This is a genomic window from Erwinia amylovora, assembly GCF_017161565.1.
GTDB classification, from domain to species: Bacteria; Pseudomonadota; Gammaproteobacteria; order Enterobacterales; family Enterobacteriaceae; genus Erwinia; species Erwinia amylovora.
On record NZ_CP066796.1, the window covers coordinates 711321 to 734267 of the forward strand.

The 22947-nt window shown below is 56.4% G+C and carries 20 protein-coding genes, 1 other RNA gene and 1 pseudogene; 14 read left to right on the forward strand and 8 right to left on the reverse strand.

The window, feature by feature from the left end; translation table 11 throughout:
- Positions 1–43: 43 nt before the first annotated feature.
- From JGC47_RS03250 to zapA, 3 genes are all read right to left on the reverse strand, one after another.
- A complete protein-coding gene (locus JGC47_RS03250; protein WP_004155551.1) occupies positions 44–631 on the reverse strand; it encodes a 5-formyltetrahydrofolate cyclo-ligase in 588 nt (195 codons plus the stop codon).
- Between the two features lie 148 nt (positions 632–779).
- Positions 780–964, reverse strand: a non-coding RNA gene (ssrS, locus tag JGC47_RS03255) — 6S RNA.
- A gap of 42 nt (positions 965–1006) precedes the next feature.
- Positions 1007–1336: a cell division protein ZapA gene (gene zapA, locus JGC47_RS03260; RefSeq protein WP_004155553.1), complete on the reverse strand. Its 330-nt coding sequence runs from the start codon at positions 1334–1336 to the stop codon at positions 1007–1009.
- Positions 1337–1506: 170 nt separating this feature from the next.
- Here zapA and JGC47_RS03265 point away from each other — a divergent pair, with 170 nt between their 5' ends.
- The 8 genes and pseudogenes from JGC47_RS03265 (at position 1507) to JGC47_RS03300 (ending at position 11527) form a co-directional block, all read left to right on the forward strand.
- A complete protein-coding gene (locus tag JGC47_RS03265; RefSeq protein WP_004155554.1) occupies positions 1507–2085 on the forward strand; it encodes a YecA/YgfB family protein in 579 nt (192 codons plus the stop codon).
- A 51-nt stretch (positions 2086–2136) separates the two neighbouring features.
- On the forward strand, positions 2137–3453 hold the full coding sequence (pepP, locus tag JGC47_RS03270) for a Xaa-Pro aminopeptidase (protein WP_004155561.1): 1317 nt from the start codon (positions 2137–2139) through the stop codon (positions 3451–3453).
- Positions 3450–4628, forward strand: coding sequence for a 2-octaprenyl-6-methoxyphenyl hydroxylase (gene ubiH / locus JGC47_RS03275; RefSeq protein WP_004155569.1), 1179 nt, complete (start codon positions 3450–3452; stop codon positions 4626–4628). The genes pepP and ubiH overlap by 4 nt, the downstream gene beginning before the upstream one ends.
- A gap of 13 nt (positions 4629–4641) precedes the next feature.
- Positions 4642–5844 carry an FAD-dependent 2-octaprenylphenol hydroxylase gene (gene ubiI, locus JGC47_RS03280; RefSeq protein WP_004155571.1) on the forward strand — a complete coding sequence of 401 codons (1203 nt, stop codon included), beginning with the start codon at positions 4642–4644 and terminating at the stop codon, positions 5842–5844.
- A gap of 437 nt (positions 5845–6281) precedes the next feature.
- Entirely contained in the window at positions 6282–7379 is a 1098-nt protein-coding gene (gene gcvT / locus JGC47_RS03285; RefSeq protein ID WP_004155573.1) for a glycine cleavage system aminomethyltransferase GcvT, read from the forward strand.
- 23 nt (positions 7380–7402) lie between these two features.
- A complete protein-coding gene (gene gcvH, locus JGC47_RS03290) occupies positions 7403–7789 on the forward strand; it encodes a glycine cleavage system protein GcvH (protein ID WP_004155575.1) in 387 nt (128 codons plus the stop codon).
- 70 nt (positions 7790–7859) lie between these two features.
- On the forward strand, positions 7860–10721 hold the full coding sequence (gene gcvP, locus JGC47_RS03295; RefSeq protein WP_004155577.1) for an aminomethyl-transferring glycine dehydrogenase: 2862 nt from the start codon (positions 7860–7862) through the stop codon (positions 10719–10721).
- A gap of 76 nt (positions 10722–10797) precedes the next feature.
- Positions 10798–11527 (forward strand): annotated as a pseudogene (locus tag JGC47_RS03300) (SDR family oxidoreductase).
- 104 nt (positions 11528–11631) lie between these two features.
- Here the strand turns inward: JGC47_RS03300 and JGC47_RS03305 are convergent.
- Complete coding sequence (locus tag JGC47_RS03305; RefSeq protein ID WP_004155587.1) at positions 11632–12240, reverse strand: HD domain-containing protein; 609 nt, start codon at positions 12238–12240, stop codon at positions 11632–11634.
- Between the two features lie 212 nt (positions 12241–12452).
- Between JGC47_RS03305 and trhA the strand changes: the two genes are divergently transcribed.
- Positions 12453–13112 (forward strand): PAQR family membrane homeostasis protein TrhA, encoded by a 660-nt coding sequence (trhA, locus tag JGC47_RS03310; protein ID WP_004155588.1) that lies wholly within the window; start codon positions 12453–12455, stop codon positions 13110–13112.
- Here trhA and ygfZ read toward each other — a convergent pair whose 3' ends face one another.
- Positions 13113–14099, reverse strand: coding sequence for a tRNA-modifying protein YgfZ (ygfZ, locus tag JGC47_RS03315; RefSeq protein WP_004155590.1), 987 nt, complete (start codon positions 14097–14099; stop codon positions 13113–13115).
- Between the two features lie 225 nt (positions 14100–14324).
- Between ygfZ and sdhE the strand changes: the two genes are divergently transcribed.
- Both sdhE and JGC47_RS03325 read left to right on the forward strand, forming a co-directional pair.
- Positions 14325–14591, forward strand: coding sequence for an FAD assembly factor SdhE (gene sdhE / locus JGC47_RS03320; protein ID WP_004155593.1), 267 nt, complete (start codon positions 14325–14327; stop codon positions 14589–14591).
- Complete coding sequence (locus tag JGC47_RS03325; RefSeq protein ID WP_004161808.1) at positions 14572–14991, forward strand: protein YgfX; 420 nt, start codon at positions 14572–14574, stop codon at positions 14989–14991. Before sdhE ends, JGC47_RS03325 begins: the two co-directional genes overlap by 20 nt.
- Before the next feature lie 117 nt (positions 14992–15108).
- On the opposite strand, the gene fldB is transcribed toward JGC47_RS03325, so the two are convergent.
- The 3 genes from fldB to JGC47_RS03340 form a co-directional block, all read right to left on the reverse strand.
- Positions 15109–15627, reverse strand: a complete 519-nt coding sequence (gene fldB / locus JGC47_RS03330) for a flavodoxin FldB (protein WP_004155596.1) — start codon at positions 15625–15627, stop codon at positions 15109–15111.
- A gap of 229 nt (positions 15628–15856) precedes the next feature.
- On the reverse strand, positions 15857–16810 hold the full coding sequence (locus tag JGC47_RS03335; RefSeq protein WP_004155597.1) for a DMT family transporter: 954 nt from the start codon (positions 16808–16810) through the stop codon (positions 15857–15859).
- A gap of 509 nt (positions 16811–17319) precedes the next feature.
- Positions 17320–18999, reverse strand: coding sequence for a pectate lyase family protein (locus JGC47_RS03340; RefSeq protein WP_004155599.1), 1680 nt, complete (start codon positions 18997–18999; stop codon positions 17320–17322).
- A 387-nt stretch (positions 19000–19386) separates the two neighbouring features.
- On the opposite strand from JGC47_RS03340, the gene xerD reads away from it, so the two are divergent.
- The 3 genes from xerD to recJ are packed head-to-tail and all read left to right on the forward strand — an operon-like array spanning position 19387 to position 22753.
- On the forward strand, positions 19387–20280 hold the full coding sequence (gene xerD / locus JGC47_RS03345; protein ID WP_004155600.1) for a site-specific tyrosine recombinase XerD: 894 nt from the start codon (positions 19387–19389) through the stop codon (positions 20278–20280).
- 44 nt (positions 20281–20324) lie between these two features.
- Entirely contained in the window at positions 20325–21029 is a 705-nt protein-coding gene (gene dsbC / locus JGC47_RS03350; RefSeq protein ID WP_004155602.1) for a bifunctional protein-disulfide isomerase/oxidoreductase DsbC, read from the forward strand.
- A gap of 5 nt (positions 21030–21034) precedes the next feature.
- Complete coding sequence (gene recJ, locus JGC47_RS03355) at positions 21035–22753, forward strand: single-stranded-DNA-specific exonuclease RecJ (protein WP_004155604.1); 1719 nt, start codon at positions 21035–21037, stop codon at positions 22751–22753.
- Positions 22754–22947: the final 194 nt, after the last annotated feature.

Here is a 22947-nt window from a genome sequence, read left to right on the forward strand (position 1 = left end):
GGGGTTTAATCTCGACGGTACTGAAAGCCAGGCATGTTGAGAGTTACCATTGCCAAATTTTCGACGGCGTGATCAATGCAGGCAGGGGAACATCCCATTTCGCCGCCGGCAGTTCCGCCACCTGCTGACAGTCATGCGCCAGCCCCACCGGTAAAAATCCGTGCTGCTGCCAGTTTTGCAACGTTCTGTCGTAAAACCCTCCGCCCATACCTAAGCGCTGTCCAGCGCTGTCAAACGCCACCAGCGGCACCATCATCACGTCCAGCTCACTCAGCGGCAACAGGTGACGAATATCCAGCGGCGGCTCCGGGATGTGCAGACGGTTAAGTTTCAGGTCGGTATAACGGTCATAGTGCATAAACAGCAGGTTACCCGACGAGAATGGATGCAGCACCGGCAAATAAACATTTTGCTGACGTTGCCAGAGCCGGGCTATTAGCGGGCGTGTATTGAGTTCACCATCAACGGAGAGAAACAGCGCAATATTTTTTGCCTGCTGTAATGGAGCGAAATTTAATGCCTTTTCGGCAGCCTGTATGGCGGCGAGCTGTTGCTGTTCATCGCTAAGCTGGCGGCGCAGGTGGCGGATGTGATGACGGATAACCTGACGGTCGCGCATGTTGGGTTTCATATAGAGATGGCATCTCCCGGTAGGGGACTGTCCACGTTGGTGCCGGAGCCGGTGTGCTGTACAGGCAAGACGCGAATTATTTTGCAGGGAGGGCAGATTGCCAGGTAGTACGGAAAGTGTCAATAACTGGGTAAAACAGCAATAAAATGGAATCTCCGAGATGCCGCCGCAGGCTGTAACCCTTGAACCCTTGGTTCAAGGTGAGCATGCCGTCGCAACCATCAGGTTTCTCGGACGGACCGAGCATACACACAGGTTACAGAGCGCCACACTCTGTTTGGTATGAAATATCGGCTCAGGGGACTGGCCCGCTTGCAAACACCTCAGAGAAATTTTGTTCTTCCACGTCACTCTATCACAGCTAACGCTAAAGTGTTATTCGAAGTTCGTTCCGGTACGTTCAGTAATGCGACCCTGTTCAAGCAACGCCTGTTCAATGGTCTGTTGCAGCATGCGAATACGCTGCTCCATGTTTGACGCATAGTCACGGGTTTTGACTTTTTCCTGTGCCAGCTCATGGCAGATATTCAGTGCAGCAATAAAAACTAACTGCTCGGTATTTGTGACTCTAGTGCGAACTTTTAAGTCTTGCAACCGTTGATTGAGGTCTTCAGCAGCCAGGTTCAGCGCATCTTGCTGTTCCGGCGGACAATTTACTCGTAATGAACGGCCAAAAATTTGAAGATCTACCGGTTGTGCAGACATGCCACCTTCCTGACTGATTACTGTACCCGCAATCATCCTTACCGCTCAAGGGTTTGGAACGGGCGTCACTATAACTACCCCAAATATAAGAAACAACCCCTTTCTGGAATCATCGAGGCACCTGGTGGTAGCATAACACGAACTTATCCAGCCAACGACGGCCAAAACGTATGTCACTAACCACTACCATGCCGGGCTACAACGCTCTGGCCGCAGTACTCACACAGCAGGGAGTCGGCATGACTCCTGCCGAAATGCATGGCCTGATCAGCGGCTTAATCTGCGGCGGCAGCGGCGGGCGCTGGCAAATTCTGGCGCACGATCTGACCAATGAGGGTATGGCCTGGCCACAGGCGCTGGCTCAGCCTTTGCAGCAGTTGCACGATGCTACAGGTGATTCGTTGGACGATGATGGTTTCCTTTTTCAGCTTTTCCTGCCGGAAGACGATGACATCAGCGTATTTGACCGTGCTGATGCGCTGGCTGGCTGGGTGAATCACTTCCTGTTGGGCCTGGGGGTGACGGAGTCGAAGCTCGACAAGGTCAAGGGCGAAACTGGCGAAGCGATCGACGATCTACGGACTATTGCTCAGCTCGGTTATGATGAAGATGAAGACCAGGAAGAGCTGGAGCAGTCCCTGGAAGAGGTCATTGAGTATGTTCGCGTGGCGGCATTACTTTGCCACGACACCTTTACCCGTGCGGTAGCGCCAACTCATGCGGTAGTCAAAAAGCCGACGCTGCATTGAGGTAAAACCGCCGTCAGTGGTGATTTAACGGATTTGCATTCAGGAGGTTGAATGACCCAGCAAGAGTTTTTGCGCCGCCGCCAGGCGCTGTTAGCGAAAATGGCTCCGGCCAGCGCGGCGTTGATTTTTGCCGCCCCGGAAGCGACACGCAGCAACGACAGTGAATACCCTTACCGGCAGAACAGTGACTTCTGGTACTTCACCGGTTTTAATGAACCAGAAGCATTGCTGTTGCTGATAAAAAGCGCTGACAATCACCATCACAGCGTGTTGTTTAATCGCCAGCGTGATCTCACGGCGGAAATCTGGTTTGGACGCCGCCTCGGGCAGGAGGCCGCACCCGCAAGGCTGGCGGTGGACCGCGCGTTGCCCTGGGATGATATGGCTAATCAGATTCACCTGTTGCTGAATGGGCTGGACATCATCTATCACGCCCAGGGGCAGTTCGCCTTTGCAGACAGCATCGTTTTCAGCGCGCTGGAGAAACTGCGCGCGGGGGCGCGGCAGAATCTCTCCGCCCCCGCCACGCTCACCGACTGGCGTCCGTGGGTACATGAACTGCGTTTAATTAAATCTGCTGAAGAGCAGGCCGTATTGCGTGAGGCCGGGCGCATCAGCGCGTTGGCCCATACGCGAGCCATGCAGCAGTCGCGCCCGGGTATGTACGAGTATCAGCTGGAGGGAGAAATACATCATGAGTTTAGCCGCCACGGCGCACGTTTCCCTTCGTACAACACCATTGTTGGCGCGGGTGACAATGCCTGCATCCTGCACTACACCGAAAATGAAAGCCAGATGCAAGATGGCCAGCTGGTGCTGATTGATGCCGGCTGTGAACTCAAAGGTTATGCCGGGGATATCACGCGTACTTTCCCGGTAGGCGGCAAGTTCAGCCGCCCGCAGCGCGCCATCTACGACATCGTGCTGGCTTCCCTCAACCGCGCGTTGGAACTGTATCGTCCCGGCACCAGTATCCGTGAAGTGACGGCGGAAGTGGTGAAAATCATGGTCAGCGGGCTGGTTAAACTGGGGATCATGCAGGGCGACGTTGATACGCTGATGGCTGAAAATGCCCATCGTCAGTTCTTTATGCACGGCCTGAGCCACTGGCTCGGGCTGGACGTGCATGACGTTGGGCATTACGGAGTTGACCGTGACCGCATTCTGCAACCGGGAATGGTGCTGACCATTGAACCCGGTTTATATATCGCCCCGGACGCTGATGTGCCGGCAGAGTATCGCGGTATCGGTATTCGTATTGAGGATGACATCATTATTACCGCCGACGGTAATGAGAACCTGACGGCCACGGTGGTAAAAGATGCCGATGAAATTGAAGCACTGATGGCGGCAGCGAAACAGCCATGAGCATCATTATTGTAGGGGGAGGGATGGCCGGAGCCACGCTGGCGCTGGCTATTTCTCATCTAACCCAGGGAGAGCTGGCGGTAACGCTGGTTGAAGCTAGCGAGCCTGCCAGTCGCGCCCATCCGGGCTACGACGGACGCGCAATCGCGCTGGCTGAAGGCACCTGTCAGCAGCTGGCTGCGATTGACCTGTGGCCGTTACTGGCCCCCGTTGCCACCGCCATTACCCATGTTCACGTCAGCGATCGCGGCCATGCCAGCTTTGTCTCGCTCAACGCTGCTGACTATGGCGTAGCGGCGTTGGGCCAGGTCGTGGAACTGCATGAGGCCGGGCAACGGCTGTTTGAGCGTCTTAAGCAGGCACCGGGTATTACGCTGCGTTGTCCGGATAAAGTCGCCCGGGTTGAACGCGCACAGAATGGCGTCAGCGTGGTACTGGCCAGTGGCGAACGACTGGATGGCGAATTACTGGTAGCGGCGGACGGATCACGTTCTCAGGTGGCAGCAGCCTGCGGCATACAGTGGCAAAGCGCGAATTACCAGCAGGTGGCGGTGATTGCCAACGTCTCCACCGGGGTGGCCCATCAGGGACGAGCTTTTGAGCGCTTTACCCGGCACGGCCCGCTGGCGCTACTGCCGATGTCGGACGGCCGCAGTTCGCTGGTATGGTGCCATCCGCTGGCAGAGAAAACGGTGGTGGATAGCTGGAGCGATGAAGAATTTCTTGCGCGTCTTCAGCGCGCCTTTGGCTGGCGGCTGGGGCGGATGACCCGGGTGGGGCAACGGCACAGTTATCCGCTGCAGTTGCAGACCGCCACCCGGCATGTTTCTCATCGTCTGGCGTTGGTTGGTAATGCCGCCCAGACTCTGCATCCTATTGCCGGTCAGGGGTTTAACCTGGGGATGCGAGACGTCATGTCGCTGGCGGAAACGCTGGCGACGTCCTGGCGCAGCGGCCAGGGCGTGGGCGACTATGCCACGCTGCAACATTACCAGCAGCGCCGTCAGCCGGACGCCCAGGCCACCATTGGTATGACCGATGGGCTGGTAAGAATTTTTGCCAACCACTATGCGCCGCTGGTGATCGGGCGCAACCTGGGACTGATGGCGATGGATTCTCTGCCGCCGTTACGAAATTTGCTCGCCGAGCGAACGCTGGGCTGGGTCAAGCGTTAAGGAGAAAGCAGTAATGCAAAGCTATGATGTGATCGTCGCCGGTGGCGGTATGGTCGGGCTGGCGGTGGCCTGTGGTTTACAGGGCAGCGGAATGCGCGTGGCGGTGCTTGAGCGTGAACAACCGGCTGCGCCCGCCAGCGATGCGCCGCCCGCACTGCGTGTATCTGCGATAAATGCCGCCAGTGAACGCTTACTCCAGCATCTTGGCGTCTGGAGCCAGGTACTGAGCATGCGCGCCAGCGCTTATCACGGTATGGAAGTCTGGGACCGCGACAGTTTCGGTCATATTGCCTTTAACGATGAGCAACAGGGCCTGGCGCATCTCGGCCATATTGTTGAAAACAGGGTGATCCACCAGGCGCTGTGGCAACGAGCACAAAGTCTGAGCGATATCACGCTGATTGCCCCGGGCGCGCTGCAACAGGTTGCCTTTGGCGATAACGAAGCTTTCGTTACCCTGCAGGATGGCAGCATGATGACCGCCCGCCTGCTGGTGGCGGCAGACGGGGCTAACTCCTGGTTGCGCAATAAAGCCGATATTCCCCTTGCCTTCTGGGACTATCAGCATCATGCGCTGGTAGCCAATATCCGCACGGAAAAGCCCCATCAATCGGTGGCGCGTCAGGTGTTTCACGGTGACGGCATTCTGGCCTTTCTGCCGCTTAGCGATCCGCACCTTAGCTCCATCGTCTGGTCGTTGTCGCCACAGGAGGCTTCGCGGCTGAAGGAGATGCCGGAAGCGCTATTCAATCAGCAGCTGTCGGTAGCCTTCGATCTGCGCCTTGGCCTGTGCGAGCTGGCCAGCGAGCGCGAAACTTTCCCGTTGATGGGGCGTTACGCGCGCAGCTTTGCTGGCCATCGTCTGGCGCTGGTCGGCGATGCCGCCCACACCATTCATCCGCTGGCCGGGCAGGGGGTTAACCTTGGCTTTATGGATGCGGCGGCACTGATTGGCGAAGTGCGCCGCCTGCACCAGCAGGGCAAAGATATGGGGCAGCACCTTTATCTGCGCCGCTACGAACGCAGCCGCAAACACAGCGCCGCAGTGATGCTCGCCAGTATGCAGGGGTTCCGCGAACTGTTTGACGGCAACAATCCGGCGAAAAAAATGCTGCGTGATATTGGCCTGGCGCTGGCTGATAACCTGCCAGGGGTTAAGCCGGCGCTGTTGAAACAGGCGAGGGGCCTGCACGATCTGCCTGACTGGCTGCGTTAACGTTCAGTGTATAAAAGGGGGCTTCGGCCCCTTTTTTACCACCTCATGCCCGCTTTCATGCACAGGGTGCAACCAGCGCCCCATTTTTGCACATCGTTTGAAATATTCTAATCTCACGCATTTATTCGCATTAGTTTAAATAATGCCTTAGGCGCATCTGTCCAGTCATTTTTTATTCAATTCGTGCCTGTCCTCTATTTTTAAACTGCATTTAAGACGGTTATTTATCATTTATGTGCAGTAAATTAGCGTTTTGCCAGTGAAAAAAACTGAGGGTGCAACGCCGGCCTATTTTGACTTAGCCCGGGTTCAACCCCGTTTACCTTATGGTTAATTGGCAAATTCGGTGATAAGTTCGGCAGCAGGGTAACGTTTGCGTCTGGCCGCCGGTGGCGGTAACCGGCGCTCGTCAGTAACCGGACATCAGGGACAAAAATATGATTCAGCAAACCCCGTTATTCGCACAGCACCAGGCCAGTGGCGCAAGGATGGTGGATTTTCACGGATGGATGATGCCGCTGCATTACGGTTCGCAAATGGATGAGCACCATGCGGTACGCCGTGATGCCGGCATGTTCGACGTGTCTCATATGACCATTGTCGATCTGCATGGCGTGCGCACGCGCGAATTTCTGCGCTATCTGCTGGCAAATGACGTTGCCAAACTGACCCGGCCGGGCAAAGCCCTGTATACGGCGATGCTGAATGCCTCTGCCGGGGTGATCGACGATCTGATCGTTTACTTTATCAGCGAAGAATTTTTCCGCCTGGTAGTGAACTCGGCAACGCGTGAGAAGGATCTGGCGTGGATTGCACAGCATGCGGCGGCGTATGGCGTTGAGTTGACTGAACGAGACGATCTGTCGCTGATTGCGGTGCAGGGGCCGAACGCGCAGCAAAAAGCGCAAAGCGTATTTGATGATGCCCAGCGTGACGCCGTCAGTGGGATGAAACCCTTCTTTGGCGTGCAGGCGGGGGAGCTGTTTATCGCTACCACCGGTTATACCGGCGAGCCGGGGTATGAAATCGCCCTGCCGAATCAGCAGGCGGCTGAACTCTGGCAGCGGCTGCTGGCCGCCGGCGTCAAGCCTGCCGGGCTTGGCGCACGCGATACGCTGCGCCTTGAAGCCGGTATGAATCTGTACGGTCAGGAGATGGACGAGACGGTTTCTCCGCTGGCCGCCAATATGGGCTGGACCATCGGCTGGGAGCCGTCTGACCGCCCGTTTATCGGGCGCGAAATGCTTGAGCTGCAACGCGCTAAAGGCACGGAACGGCTGGTTGGCCTGGTGATGACTGAAAAAGGGGTACTGCGTAACGCGCTTCCCGTGCACTTCAGCGATGCCGACGGCAACATGCTTGAAGGCGTTATCACCAGCGGTTCGTTCTCTCCCACTCTGGGGTACAGCATTGCCCTGGCCCGCGTTCCGGCCGGTATTGGCGAACAGGCGGTGGTGCAAATCCGCAACCGCGCCATGCCGGTCACCGTGACCAAACCTGTTTTTGTCCGCGCCGGTAAACCGGTAACGAATTAATCTTGTCTCCCGGAGATATTGCAATGAGCAACGTACCGAATGAACTGAAATACCGCGACAGCCATGAATGGGTGCGCAAAGAAGCCGATGGCAGCTACCGCGTGGGGATCACCGGGCATGCACAGGAGCTGCTTGGCGACATGGTGTTTGTCGATTTGCCAGAAGTGGGTAATCACTACAGCCAGGGCGACGACTGTGCCGTGGCGGAATCGGTAAAAGCCGCTTCGGATATCTATGCCCCGCTCAGTGGCGAAATCATCGAGGTTAACAGCGCGCTGGCATCAGAGCCGGAGCGGGTTAACAGCGCCCCGTACGGTGACGGCTGGCTGTTCCGCATTAAGGCCAGCGATGAGAGCGAGCTGGCAACCCTGCTGGACGCTGCGGCTTACCAGGCAGCGATCGCTGAATAGCTTTTGTCACCACCGGCGCGGGCCAGGCCCCGCGCTTCGTTTTCCCCGTCCCATGCAGGATTGACCGCCCATGACCCAGAAACTCAGCCAGCTTGAACATCACGGATCCTTTATCGAGCGCCATATCGGGCCGTCGCAGCAGCAGCAGACAGCCATGCTGCACGCCATTGGCGCTGCCTCTTTGAACGATCTGATCGGTGCGATTGTCCCTGCCGACATCCAGCTTCCTGGCCCGCCGCCGATTGGCGAAGCACTGACCGAGCATCTGGCGCTGGCCGAGTTAAAGGCGATTGCGGCACAGAATCAGCGCTATAAATCTTACATTGGCATGGGTTACACCCCGGTGCTGACGCCGCCGGTGATCTTGCGCAATATGCTGGAAAATCCCGGCTGGTACACCGCCTATACGCCTTATCAACCTGAAGTTTCGCAGGGGCGGCTTGAGGCGCTGCTTAATTTCCAGCAGTTAACCCTGGATTTGACCGGGCTGGATATCGCCTCCGCTTCACTGCTGGACGAAGCCACCGCCGCCGCTGAAGCGATGGCGATGGCGAAGCGGGTCAGCAAGCTGAAAAACGCCAACCGCTTCTTCGTCGCCGATGATGTGCACCCGCAGACGCTGGACGTGGTGCGCACCCGTGCGCAAACCTTCGGTTTTGACGTGCTGGTGGATAAAGCAGAGAAAGCACTGCAGCTGGAAGATGTTTTCGGCGTGCTGTTGCAGCAGGTGGGAAGCGGTGGCGAAGTGCATGACTACGGCGCGCTGATTGCCGCGCTGAAAAGCCGCAAAGTGGTGGTCAGCGTGGCCGCCGATATGATGGCGCTGGTGCTGCTGCAGTCACCGGGCCAGCAGGGAGCTGATATCGTTTTCGGCTCCGCGCAGCGCTTCGGCGTACCGATGGGCTACGGCGGTCCACATGCGGCCTTTTTTGCCGCGCGCGATGAGCATAAACGTTCGATGCCGGGGCGTATTATCGGCGTTTCGCGCGATGCGGCGGGCAACAGCGCACTGCGCATGGCGATGCAGACGCGTGAACAGCATATCCGCCGTGAGAAAGCCAACTCCAATATCTGTACCTCACAGGTGCTGCTGGCCAATATCGCCAGCCTGTACGCCGTGTTCCACGGCCCGGCCGGGTTGCAACGCATCGCCAGCCGTATTCACCGCCTGACCGATATCCTCGCCGCCGGCTTACAGCAGGGTGGGCTGAAACTGCGCCATACCAGCTGGTTTGATACCCTGACGGTAGAAGTGGCGGATAAAGCGGCGGTGCTCGACCGCGCACTCAGTTTTGGCGTCAATCTGCGCAGCGATTTTCTCAACGCGGTTGGCATCACGCTGGATGAAACCACCACCGGTGAGGACGTGATGGCGCTGTTCTCCATTTTGCTTGGCGCGCAGCACGGCTTAAGCATTGAGGCGCTGGATGCCGATGCGCACTCTATCCCACCGGCCATGCTGCGTCAGGACGCTATCCTCACCCATCCGGTATTTAACCGTTATCACAGTGAAACTGAGATGATGCGTTATATGCACAGCCTGGAACGCAAGGACCTGGCGCTGAATCAGGCGATGATCCCGCTGGGATCCTGCACCATGAAGCTGAACGCGGCGGCAGAGATGATCCCAATCACCTGGCCGGAGTTCGCCGAGCTGCACCCGTTCTGCCCGGCAGATCAGGCGGCGGGATATCTGCACATGATCGGGCAGCTTTCTCAGTGGCTGATACAGCTGACCGGCTACGATGCGCTGTGTATGCAGCCCAACTCCGGTGCACAGGGCGAATATGCCGGGCTGCTGGCCATCCGGCGTTATCACCAAAGCCGTAACCAGTCGGCCCGCCATATCTGTCTGATCCCCGCTTCGGCACATGGCACTAACCCGGCTTCGGCGCAGATGGCGGGCATGACGGTAGTGGTCGTCGCCTGTGATAAGCAGGGCAACATTGACCTGCACGACTTGCGCAATAAGGCCGGACAGGCGGGGGATGCGCTCTCCTGCATCATGGTCACCTACCCGTCCACGCACGGCGTGTACGAAGAAACCATTCGTGAAGTCTGTCAGATCGTCCACCAGTTCGGCGGCCAGGTTTATCTTGACGGTGCCAACATGAACGCCCAGGTAGGCATCACCACGCCGGGTTACATCGGCGCGGATGTATCGCATCTCAACCTGCATAAGACCTTCTGCATTCCGCACGGCGGCGGCGGTCCCGGCATGGGGCCCATCGGCGTCAAAGCGCATCTGGCACCGTTTGTGCCGGGCCACAGCGTGGTGCAGCTGGAAGGCGTTCTGACCGCCCAGGGCGCGGTTTCCGCCGCGCCGTTCGGCAGCGCCTCAATACTGCCCATCAGCTGGATGTATATCCGCATGATGGGCGCGGAAGGATTGAAGCAGGCCAGTTCGGTGGCGATCCTTAACGCCAACTATATTGCCCGACGTCTGCAGTCGGCCTATCCGGTTCTGTATGCCGGGCGCGATGGCCGCGTGGCGCACGAATGTATTCTCGATATCCGTCCGCTGAAGGAGCAGACCGGTATCAGCGAGCTGGATATTGCCAAGCGCCTGATCGACTACGGTTTTCATGCGCCAACCATGTCATTCCCGGTAGCGGGCACCCTGATGGTGGAGCCGACCGAATCCGAAAGCAAAGTTGAACTGGATCGCTTTATTGATGCGATGCTGGCGATCCGTAGTGAAATCGATCGCGTGGCGAACGGCGAATGGCCCGCTGCCGATAACCCGCTGGTGAATGCCCCGCATACCCAGATGGATATTGTCGGCGAGTGGAGCCACCCCTATACGCGTGAACTGGCGGTGTTCCCGGCCGGAAGTGCAAATAAATACTGGCCAACGGTGAAGCGTCTGGATGATGTTTACGGTGACCGCAATCTGCTCTGCTCCTGCCTACCGCTCAGCGAATACCAGTAACCCTTGTTGATACACACTGCTGTATAAGGGTTGAGCTGAATTTCACGCTCAACCCTTTTCTTATTGAGGCCATACGATAAACATTGCTTTGGTCACCGGAGCCAGTCGCGGCATTGGCCGGGCGACCGCGTTGCTGCTGGCGCGTTGCGGTCAATTTTGCCAGACGCGCTGATGCGGCTCACGAGGCGGTACAGGAGATTAAACGACAGGGCGGCAGTGCGTTTGCCATTCAGGCTGATATCTCAAATGAAGACGAGGTGGTGGCGATGTTTGCCTGCATTGACCGCCAGCCGGGACGGCTTGCCACACTGGCGAATAATGCCGGAATACTGTTTCAGCAGGCCAGTCTGGAGCAGTTAACCGCAGCACGTATCAACCAGGTTTTTGCCACCAACGTCACCGGGTGCTTTATCTGTTGCCGCGAGGCGGTGAAACGCATGGCGTACCATCACGGCGGCTGCGGGGGGGCGATTGTTAACGTGTCTTCGGCTGCCGCGAGACTGGGATCGCCGGATGAGTACGTTGACTACGCCGCCTCGAAGGGCGCGATGGATACCCTGACCAAAGGGTTAGCGTTAGAGGTCGCGGCGCAGGGCATCCGGGTTAATGGCGTGCGGCCGGGATTTATTTACACCGAGATGCATGCAGACGGCGGCGAGCCGCGGCGGGTGGATCGCGTTGCGGCTGCCATTCCGATGCAGCGCGGTGGTCAGCCGTCAGAGATCGCCAGCGCCATTGGCTGGCTGCCCGGTGATGACGCCCCGTATATTACCGGCTCGATCATTGATGCAGCAGGAGGACGATGAAAAGCAGGAGTTGCCAGCAGCACCCGGCTTCGCTGTTCACCATGCACGATGCCAGCAGATAAAGCGCTGGCATCGTGCCAGCGCCCTGTCAGATAAGGGACAGGTTACAGCAACCAGCCTTTAGCCTGTGCGTCATCAAGATGTTTTTTCAGGTAGGCCCACAGTTGCGGCCACTGGCTGGCCAGCTGCACATTTCGCGCCTCAACCTGTTCAAGACGGATGCCATTTTCGCGCCAGCTTTTACCTTCATTATGCAGATTGAGCATAATCGGCAGCGCACGGTCGAGCATATTGGCAAAGCGGGCATCTACGCTTTCTCCCGCTTCATACTCATTCCACAACGCGCGAAAACGCTGCTTCAACGCATCGGGCAGCAGGCCGAAAATGCGCTCTGCGGCCGCCACTTCTTGCAGCTGAATCGCCTCGCGCGCGGCGATGTCGTAAACCATTACATCGCCGGCATCAATTTCCACTACGTCGTGCAGCAGCGCCATCTGTATCACATGCTGGAGATCCACGGTTTGAGGGGCAAAGGGGGCGAGGCTCATCGCAGCCATGGCCAGGTGCCAACTATGCTCGGCGGAGTTTTCCTGACGCGCGTTGCCGAGCACGCGGGTGCGGCGCTCCACGACTTTCAGCTTATCCAGCTCCATCAGGAACTGCACAACCTCTGTCATTGCGCCAAAATCTAGGGGTTTTGCCCTGTCAGACATTTACCGATCTCACTTATGTTCTGGAAACAGTGGTCAATATTGTAGGGTAAACGATTGCGTATTTCTCGCGAGAATTTGTACAGAAACGTGAAATGTTATACTTTAGCTTACAAGTGTACTCTGAAAATATTCTCAGTCAGGATAAACGTCATACATTTTCCGCGACGGCATGCTGCGGTGATGAAGCCTGTCAGGTAAGGATGTTGAAAATTATGGTACGAGAGAAAGCAGTGACCACGGGTTATTCGCTGGCGGAAGAAGTTGCCAACAGTATCAGCCATGCGGTCGGCTGCCTGCTGGGTATCATTGGTTTGGTATTCATGTTGAGACAGGCGCTCGATGCCGGGGCAGATGCACTGGCCATTGCCAGCTACAGCCTGTATGGCGGCACGATCATCCTGCTGTTTCTGGCTTCCACGCTGTATCACGCCATTCCAGGTAAACGGGCTAAATTTTGGCTAAAAAAACTCGATCATTCTGCCATCTACCTGTTGATTGCCGGAACCTATACCCCCTTTCTGCTGGTTGGGCTGAAATCGCCGCTGGCATACTGGCTGATGGCGATAATCTGGGGCCTGGCGCTGATTGGGGTTATCTTTAAGCTGGCGTTCGCCCATCGTTTTGCCGTGCTTTCCCTGGTCACCTATATCCTGATGGGCTGGCTGTCGGTGATTGTGCTGTATCAGATGGTGATGCGCTTGCCGGCAGGCAGCGTCTGGCTGCTGGCCGCCGGCGGGATGATTTATTCTCTCGGGGTGATTTTCTACGTGGCTAAGCGCATCCCTTTCAACCATGCAATCTGGCATGGTTTTGTACTCGGTGGCTCGCTGTGCCATTTTTTCGCTATCTATTTGTATCTCACGCCGCAGTGATCATCCAGCGGTGATCTCGTAGGGCAGCGGCTGGATCGCCAGCTGTCCGCCTTCATCCCCCTGCACGCGCAGCACGGTATCGGCTGCCAGATCGTTATTCAGCACCGCCTGTACCCAGACATCGCCATTGTCGAGCTGGCAGGCGGCAAGAATGGTGCCGGTGCGCCGCCAGTTTTCCCCCATTTTCATCTCCAGCGCCTCGTTCGCCAGCGGCACGACGCCTGCTTTACCGGCCAGCCAATAGAGCGCGCGTTTATTGGCACCACGGAATTTGGCCCGTGCTACCATCTCTTGCCCGGTGTAACAGCCTTTTTTAAAGCTGATTGCCTCCAGCGCCTGCAGGTTAGCGGCTTGCGGGATAAACTGGGCGCTGGTAGCCGCGTCGATAATCGGCCAGCCGGCTTCAATATCGAGCGCCAGCCACTGCGCGCTGTCGTTAAGCTGCGCCTCACCCGCCAGCTTTTCAGCGATCTCTGCGGCTTTTGCTGTGGTCGTTACCAGTAAATAACGCTCGGCAGGCAGGTCGAACCACAGTAACGTGCTGTCACCCTGTTGTATTACCGGTGACTCAGCATCCGGCAGCGTGCTGAACAGGTTTGCCAGCGCGGCACGGGCCTGGAAACCCGCGACGCCAAGCAGCACGGATCCCTCGTCAGCGGTAAGGGAAATTTTGGCAAACACCGCGTACTTTTTCAGCTCGTTCAGTTGCTTATCAAGCAGGCTGCGGCGTTCAATGTAGGCCATTCCGCCGGCGCGGTGGAACAGACGCAGATTGCTCCACATCTTGCCTTTAGCATCGCAGTGTGCAGCTGGGCGGTGCTGGCTGTGGGGCAGGGCGGCGACATCCAGCGTCACCTGGCCTTGCAGATAGCTGATATGGTCCGCACCGCTGGCATTCACCAGCGCCCACTCTTCCAGTGAAATCAGCGTCAGTGGCAGACGAGTTGATGCCACCGGTTGACGAGGCGGAAAGGAAATACTCGGCATGATTCAGTCCTGAGTTAATCAATGTAGTGAGTTCTGCTACTCATGTTAAAAGAGCAGCCCCGCTTTGCAACCTGTTTCCGGGCGCTGCGGCACAAATCGCCTGATAATCCGATAACCGCTACTGCGGTTTGCGTGGCATCTCGCACGCTGATAAAGAGCGCATCAACAGCGCAACAAAAAAGCGCTACACTACGTGCCATGTTTGGTTAACCGTTGTTGAGTGAGATGGATATTACAAATAAATCACGTATTCACTGGGCATGCCGTCGCGGCATGCGCGAGCTGGATATCTCGATCATGCCCTTTTTCCAGTATGAATTTGACTCGCTGAACGACAGCGATAAACGGCTGTTCGTTCGCCTGCTGGAGAGCGATGACCCGGACCTGTTCAACTGGCTGATGAACCACGGCGAGCCGGCAGACGTGGAGCTGAAAAGGATGGTGGCGCTAATCCAACAAAGAAATAAACAACGTGGTCCTGTGGCAATGTGAACTGCGGCCATCAAGGCTGGCACAGCGGTTTTCGCTGCTGCTGCATGGGGCAGTGATGCTGGCGCTGCTATTGCCGACATGGCCCGCCAGCTCTGGCCTGGTGCGGATGCTGTTGCTGGTTTTGGTACTGTTGGAGTGCATACGCAGTCGGCGGCGCATTGGTCGTCGCCAGGGGGATATCGCTCTGTTGGAAGGGCATGAGCTACGCTGGCGTCAACGCGAGTGGTGCATTATTTCCCGTCCGTGGCTGACCGGGCAGGCAATCCTGCTGTTACTACAGGATACTCATGGACAGCGCGAGCGACTATGGCTGTTCGCCGACGGCATGGAAAAACGTAACTGGCGTCAGCTGCGCCTGCAATTGCTGAACAGTAAAGTACAGGGGAATGGCTGGTGCTAACCTCAGGTTGATTCTGCCCGGCCGGTTTTCCGGCCAGGCATAACTGACAGTGAGCGCTTTACGCCTCGTCCGGCGAATGAGCAAAGCGTCTGGCGCGACGCGGCCGGAGCAGCCGGGCTACAACAGTTGCGCCATCTCGGTCAGGATCTGCTCACACCACCGGGCGATACGCTCATCCGTTTGCTCAAACTGGTTTATATCATCCAGCGCCAGGCCAACAAACTTCTTACCGTCGTCGGTAAGCGGTTTCTGACTGGCGAACTCATAGCCAGCCAGCGGCCAGTAGCCGATGAACTGCACGCCGCAAGGTGTCAGCACCTCGTGGAGCATGCCCAGCGCATCAAGGAACCACTCGCTGTATTCGCCCTGGTCGCCCATGCCATACAGCGCCACGATTTTGCCCTGCAGACTTAGCTTGGGCAGATCGGTCCAGACTGCCTCCCAGTCCTCCTGCAACTCGCCAAAATCCCAGGTGGGAATACCAAGGATCAGCAAATCATACTGTTCCATCAGTGTGGGAGAGTCATCTTTCAGGTTGTGCAGCGTGACCAGATCTTCGCCGATAAAGTCGCGAATTTTCTCTGCGGCCATCTCGGTGTAGCAGGTACTGGAGCCGTAAAACAGACCGATTTTCATATTAGTTCTTTAAAATTAACAGGTTGTAGTTGGCAGGCCTGGTGAAGCCCAAATAATACTGATGCCGCATCAAAACCCGCGCAACAAATTCGTTAAGCGGGAAACCCCTTCAGGGACTTTCACCAAACCGCCAGCGCCATATGACAACAATCGATGACGAAACCTGGCGTTTATTGTTTGTCACGCAAGCAATCATTTTCGTGACCCTGAGCTCAATGGCTTGATGCCGTTAAGTCCGGGCTTCCAGCGCCGCCGGTTTGACGCGCATGGCACCGATAACCCCGGCAACCAGGCAGGCAATACCGGCTAAGGTCAGTAACGGAGGCCACGCCTGGCGCAGCAAGAAAGTATAAGCCAACCCGGCAAGGATTTCGAAGACAATCAATGGCCCAAGCAGAACCGTTGGCAATCGCTGGCTGGCCTCGTTCCAGCACAGTGCGCCAATCCACGAACACAGCACACCAATGGCGAGCATCAGCGGAATAAACACGTCAGGCCGTGGGCCAAACGGCAAGGCAAACACGGTATCAGTGACGCTCAGTTGTCCACAAACGGCAATATAGCCGAGCAGCGCCAGCGGGAACGTTACCACCCCCTGTGCCGTGGCCCAGGAGGAAGGCCGTGTTGCTGGATTTTTGCGCAGCCAGCGAGCGTTACGTAAAGGAAACCACGTCCAGCATGCCACAGCGATCACAGCCAGCACCAACCCGCCGCCATAACGCCACGGATCAACCGGGGCTACGTTCGCCTTTAGCTCGGCAATATTGACCAGCGCCAGCCCCAGTGCAATGACCAACAGCGGCGGAGTTAACCTACGCCAGGACAGCTGCCCTTCCTCGTGGCCGTAAAACAGGTTGGCCGCCACGGAAATGACCACGGGTAATGTGCCGATTATCATGGTTGAAACCGGTGCCCCTGTACGCTGAATAGCGCTGGCCAGGCAGAAGTAATACAGCAGGTTGCCAATCACCGTCAGCTGCAAAGCCTCCAGCCAGTCTGCGTTGGTTAAACGCCGCAAGCGGCGGCGGTCGAACCAGGCCAGCGGTAAAGCAACCAGCCCAAACGCCAGATAACGAGCAGTCGACTGCAGCGCTGCCGGGTAATCCGCAACAAGAACCGGCCCGACGAAAATCAGCCCCCACATCATGCCAGCCGCCAGCGCGAACAGAATGCCAATAAACATAGTGACTCCATCAACTGAAGAAAGTGATTATCCAGGGCTATGACTTTTCTTTAGATCAGTGTAAGACGTTGAGCGTAGATATTCATTCTATGGCTGCATGGCGTTTGATGATTTGATGCAATACCACCAGTCAGCGATGTCGGCTTGCTGTGCCTGCTGATTTCGTCGGGTTGAATCGGCCTGTTCGCATTTGCCAGATCAATACTTATCGTTACGCAATAAGCTCAAAAGCTCTCGCTTTGACTGAGGAGTGATAAGCCACAGGGAGTGAAAAGAGAGTCGGGAGATGGGCGTGTACACAAGCGAGGGCAGAACCCAGTTTCTCCAATCGATGAAGAAAAATGGCGCGGCAAGCCTGGCCTGAGTTATCCGGCCAGGCACCAAAATCAATTTCTGTGCATAAAAAGGCTTAACTGAAAGGCAGATGGCTCCGTCTGATTGGAATGTTCGAAATCGGTTTTCTTAGCGCACAGAACATTGCAAATCTTCCAGCGGTGAAACCCGGGCACTTATTTCCCGGCTCCGGCATTTGCCAGGTCGTAATTTCTCGCCGCTTCCGCCGTCATCACCGAGCGACTGTATTCAACCGGTGCCGACGCCGATCCTTTAGAGGTTTGTAAGAAGCTCACGTTACTGCCAACATCCCTGAAGCCCGATGCGTTGCCATAATCATTCAGACTGCCGCTGCTGTTAGCACGATTGTTCAAATCATAACCATTTTCAAAATAGTTCGACTGTGAGAAAACCGTCGCGTTTTTTGCCAGGCTAAAGCCCAGGTTGTAGTTATCGATTAAATTATTATAAACGTCGAATTTCCCCTCGCGCATCAGGCCGGGAGAACGCACGTCAATGTTGTTAAAGATGTTATTCGCAATGGTCATCCGTGGATATCCGCCATATTTTTGCGAGGAGGCGTCGGAATCATCCGGCTGTCCCAGGATCACACCATACTCATTATCTTTGAATTCAGAATTGGACAGCGTGACGTTATCAGCCGTTCCCCCTACGTACAGTAACTTATCAAGGCCCGTTGCGTCTTTTGACTTGGTGCCGCTGAAAGTATTGTGATCGATCCAGTAGCCCTGACCGTTACTGATAAACAGGGGAATATCCCCGTTGGCTCGATAGCGTGCATCGTGGGTGAAATCGAGGTTACGGAAAACGTCATTGCCTGCCGTTTTATCGCTGGCAAGATAGATATTATTCAGCCCCATTCCCTGCGAGGTACCTTCCAGGGTCTTGTTTGCGCCGAATTTAATTACCGTCTTATCGCTGGCGGACAGGCTTTTTGCCAGCTTGATGGTGGTGGGTTCATCTCCCGTCAGGTTTTTTTCCAGTTCGTCAACGGTGGAAACCGTCACCACTTTGCCACCGGACCCACCCGTGGTATTTGCTGCTTTAGCATAACCGGTTATCCCGGCAAGGCCATCCCCATTGCTCCCCTTCGCCGCCGCTCGCGGAGAAGCAGGTTGCGTTGGCTGTGGCACAGGGCTTTTCGTCGTGGCGTTGGCTGCCAGCACCTTATCAGCCCCTTCTTTAACCGCCACATGTGGTGATACGTCTTTCGTGGGCTGCGGTACAGGGCTGGGCGTTATGTCATATTTTGCCGTAAGCGAAGGCAGCTTATGCGTTGTATTTATCTCAGGCTGTGGCATCGCCTTCGGCTGCGACGCCTCGCCGCTGGTGGAGCGGGCTGCAGGCGCATAAATAACCGGATTATTCCCCGCAGAACGGTCGTCGGCAAGGTGATTATCTGTTGCTTTATTTTGCCCCCTCTCTGACTGGCTAAGGTGGTGAAGGACGGCATGTGGTTGCGGCGATGAAACCGGTTTTCCGTATGCCTGCTGTCCGCCCTGTATTGCTGCGCCTGACTGAGCATGTTGAAGAGGGGATAAGAGGCGTTGAAAAATATCACGTAACAGCTGCGCTATTTTCGTTAGCGTGGCCTGTAACGAAGTCCCGTTGGCATTTCCCGCCTGTTCACCCGGCTTGAGGGAAAAACTTAACGGTCCTCTCTCATGAGCGGCAGAAAGTTTCGACACGGCATGGGGTGGCGCATAACTGATAAAGGAATTGCCGGACGCCGCTGATGTCGCTGAAGCCCCGGCAGAAGCTCCCTGCATGGGCTGCGTTGTGACAGGAGGCAGATAAGCAGCAGGTGACCCGCTTACTCGATTCTGTATAATCACATTAAATCCTCAAAGTGTGCCGGGTTGCGCCCTGCCTTTCTCACGTACATCTCGCAATGCAGAATTGACCGTCGGTCTTGTCGGCCTGATTGCATCGTCTTTTCCCCTTAGCTGTCGTCACCAGGGAAGGGTTCATACCTGAGTGGTAATGATTTCTATCGGGTTCCGCCAGGGTAGGTTCTCATTTCGCTTCACCCCGATATTCCCGACCTTATTCTTCTTAAATGCGGGCAGCAACGATATCAGAACAGGACAAAAATAAGGCATAATAGGCTTAGTTATGACGCACTTATTAGTATCAATACCTTGATATCTCTACTATAAAGCGGGTTTATGAACGCAAACAACGTCTCATATGGCGGATAAGTTGCTGAAAAGGGGAGAGCGGTGCAGGATAACGATCTGATTGAGCAATTCCTTGATGCCCTGTGGATCGAGCGCAACCTGGCGCAAAATACCGTGGATTCTTATCGCCTCGATCTGCGCTCACTGGGTGACTGGCTGGCGCACCAGCAGCTGTCGCTGTTGAATGTGGAGGTAGCCAATCTGCAGGAGTTTCTTGCGCAGCGCCTGGAGGGGGGTTATAAAGCCAGCAGTTCTGCGCGCCTGCTTAGCGCCATGCGCCGTCTGTTTCAATATCTGTATCGGGAAAAGCTGCGTGATGACGACCCCAGCGCGCTGCTCTCCTCACCCAAGCTGCCGCAGCGCCTGCCGAAGGATCTGTCGGAAGCCCAGGTAGAAAGGCTGTTACAGGCACCTTGCCTCGATCTGCCGATTGAACTGCGCGATAAGGCGATGCTGGAACTGCTGTACGCCACCGGTCTGCGCGTGACTGAACTGGTCGGTTTGACCCTGAGCGATATCAGCCTTCGTCAGGGGGTGGTACGGGTGATGGGTAAAGGAAATAAGGAACGTCTGGTACCGATGGGGGAAGAGGCGGTGCACTGGATCGAGCAGTTTATTGAGTACGGCCGCCCGTGGCTGCTCAATGGACAGACGATTGACGTGTTGTTCCCCAGTAATCGTGCGAAACAAATGACGCGTCAAACCTTCTGGCATCGCATCAAGCATTACGCCACACTGGCAGGCATTGACAGCGAAAAACTGTCACCCCACGTTCTGCGTCATGCTTTTGCAACCCATTTGCTGAACCACGGGGCAGATTTGCGTGTCGTACAGATGTTATTAGGTCACAGCGATTTATCAACGACACAGATTTATACACATGTAGCGACAGAGCGCCTGCGGCAGCTGCATCAGCAACACCATCCACGCGCCTGAATGAGCGCAAAAAAGCCTGTATAAGAGGCGATAAGGACATAGTTATGAAAAAGCATTACCTGTTACTTTCAGTATTATTAGCCGCAGTCAGTGGACTGGCAAACGCTGATGATGCATCTATCCGGCAGTCGTTAAGCAAACTGGGCTTACAACAGACTGAGATCCAACCTTCGCCACTGGCGGGATTTAAAACCGTGCTAAGCGAAAGCGGTGTACTGTACGTCACCGACGACGGCAAACATTTTATTCAGGGGCCGCTCTATGATGTCAGCGGCAGCCATCCGGTTAACGTCACCAACAAGCTGCTGGAAAAGAAAGTGGAAGCGCTAAGCAAAGAGATGATCGTCTACAAAGCGCCGAAAGAGCAGTACGTGGTCACGGTGTTTACCGATATCACCTGTGGCTACTGTCATAAACTGCATCAGCAGATGGCGGACTACAATGCTCTGGGGATCACCGTGCGCTATCTGGCCTTCCCGCGTGAAGGGATGGAAGGCCCGGTGGCGAAAAAGATGAAATCCATCTGGTGTGCCGCCGACCGTAACAAGGCGCTTGATGCGGCGATGAAAGGTGATGAGGTGAAAGCGGCTGACTGTAAGATTGACCTGTCACAGCATTATACACTGGGCGCCCAGTACGGTATTCAGGGTACTCCGGCTATGCTGTTGCAGGACGGCACGCTGGTGCCTGGCTATCAGGGAGCGCAGGAACTGAAGAAATTCCTTGACGGCCAGAAAAATGGTGGCTGATTTTTGTGAACAGTAAAACTGAACTCCGTCGCCGTGAGGCGGCGGACGTTGCCGCACTCCCCGCCGATCTGCACACGTTATTACGCCGTCTTTACGCCCATCGCGGCGTCTCCCGTGCCTGTGAACTGGAACGGGGTGCGAAAAATCTTCACCCTTTTCAATCTCTTAGTGGTATTGATCAAGCCGTAACCATCCTGCAAAAAGCGTTGCTCGACAACCTGTGCATTATGATCGTGGGTGATTTCGATGCCGACGGCGCGACCAGTACGGCGCTAACCGTGCTGTCACTGCGCGGTATGGGCGCTCAGAACGTCAAATATCTGGTGCCAAACCGCTTTGATGACGGCTACGGTCTTAGCCCTGAAGTGGTGGAACAGGCGGCGGTACGCGGGGCGCAGCTGATCGTTACCGTCGATAACGGTATTTCATCGCTTGCCGGCGTAGCGCTGGCCCATCAAAAAGGTATTGCGGTGATTGTCACCGATCACCATTTACCGGGCGAGATCCTGCCGGATGCGGACGCCATTGTGAACCCCAATCTCAGTGACTGCGCCTTCCCTTCGCGGGCGCTGGCGGGGGTAGGCGTGGCGTTTTATCTGATGCTGGCGCTGCGCGCCCGGCTGCGTGACGACGGCGTAAACACCTTGCCGAACCTGGCGGAACTGCTGGATTTAGTGGCGCTCGGCACCGTTGCTGATGTGGTGCCGCTGGATGCCAACAACCGCATCCTGGTATGGCAGGGGTTGAGCCGCATTCGCGCCGGCAAGTGCCGTCCCGGCATACGCGCCCTGTTGGAGATCGCCAATCGCGATGCGCGGCAGCTGGCCGCCAGCGATTTAGGCTTTGCCCTCGGGCCACGGCTGAACGCAGCCGGTCGGCTGGACGATATGTCGGTTGGGGTGGCGCTGCTGCTCAGTGAGGATCTCGCACAGGCACGCATGCTGGCCAGCGAACTGGATGCGCTCAACCAAACGCGTAAAGAGATAGAGCAAGGGATGCAGTCGGAAGCGCTGACGCTGTGCAACCGTCTGGAGAGCGCCAGCGAAGCGCTGCCGCTGGGCATTGCCATGTATCATCCTGAATGGCATCAGGGCGTGGTTGGTATTCTTGCCTCCCGGCTGAAAGAGCGTTTTCACCGTCCGGTGATCGCTTTCGCGCCGGCTGGGGACGGCATGCTGAAAGGCTCCGGGCGTTCGATTGCCGGGCTGCATATGCGTGACGTTCTTGAGCGGCTGGATACGCTGCATCCGGGGCTGATCGTCAAATTCGGCGGGCATGCGATGGCGGCGGGTTTGTCACTGCAAGAGGCAAAATTTGACGAGTTTCGTCAGCGTTTTGCGGATCTGGTTGGCGACTGGCTGGATGCGGAATCGCTACAGGGCGTGGTGTGGTCCGATGGTGAGCTGATGGCGCAAGAGTTAACGCTGCCCACGGCGGAACTGCTACGTGACGCCGGGCCATGGGGGCAGGCATTCCCGGAACCGACCTTCGACGGCAAGTTTAAGCTGCTACAGCAGCGGTTGGTGGGGGAACGCCACCTCAAGGTGATGGTTGAGCCGCTTGGCGGCGGCCCGCTGCTGGACGGTATCGCTTTTAACGTTGATACCGCGCTGTGGCCGGATCCAGCCGTGAAGCAGGTCGAACTGGCCTACAAGCTCGACGTTAATGAGTATCGTGGTAACCGCAATGTGCAGCTGATTATTGACCATCTCTGGGCGCTGTAGTTTAACCGGGCGCTGTAGTTTAGCCGTCCGGGATCGCCCCGGTCGGCGGCTTAGCGCCAGCCTGGCGGCACAACCGTTTTTTCCCCTTGCCCGATAACTGGTGGCAGAGCAGCAGCAAAGGTAAAGGCCAGCAGGGCATCGGTGACCGACATACGGGTCCTTCATTTCATGGCAGCGCGGCCAGGCAGCGTGTT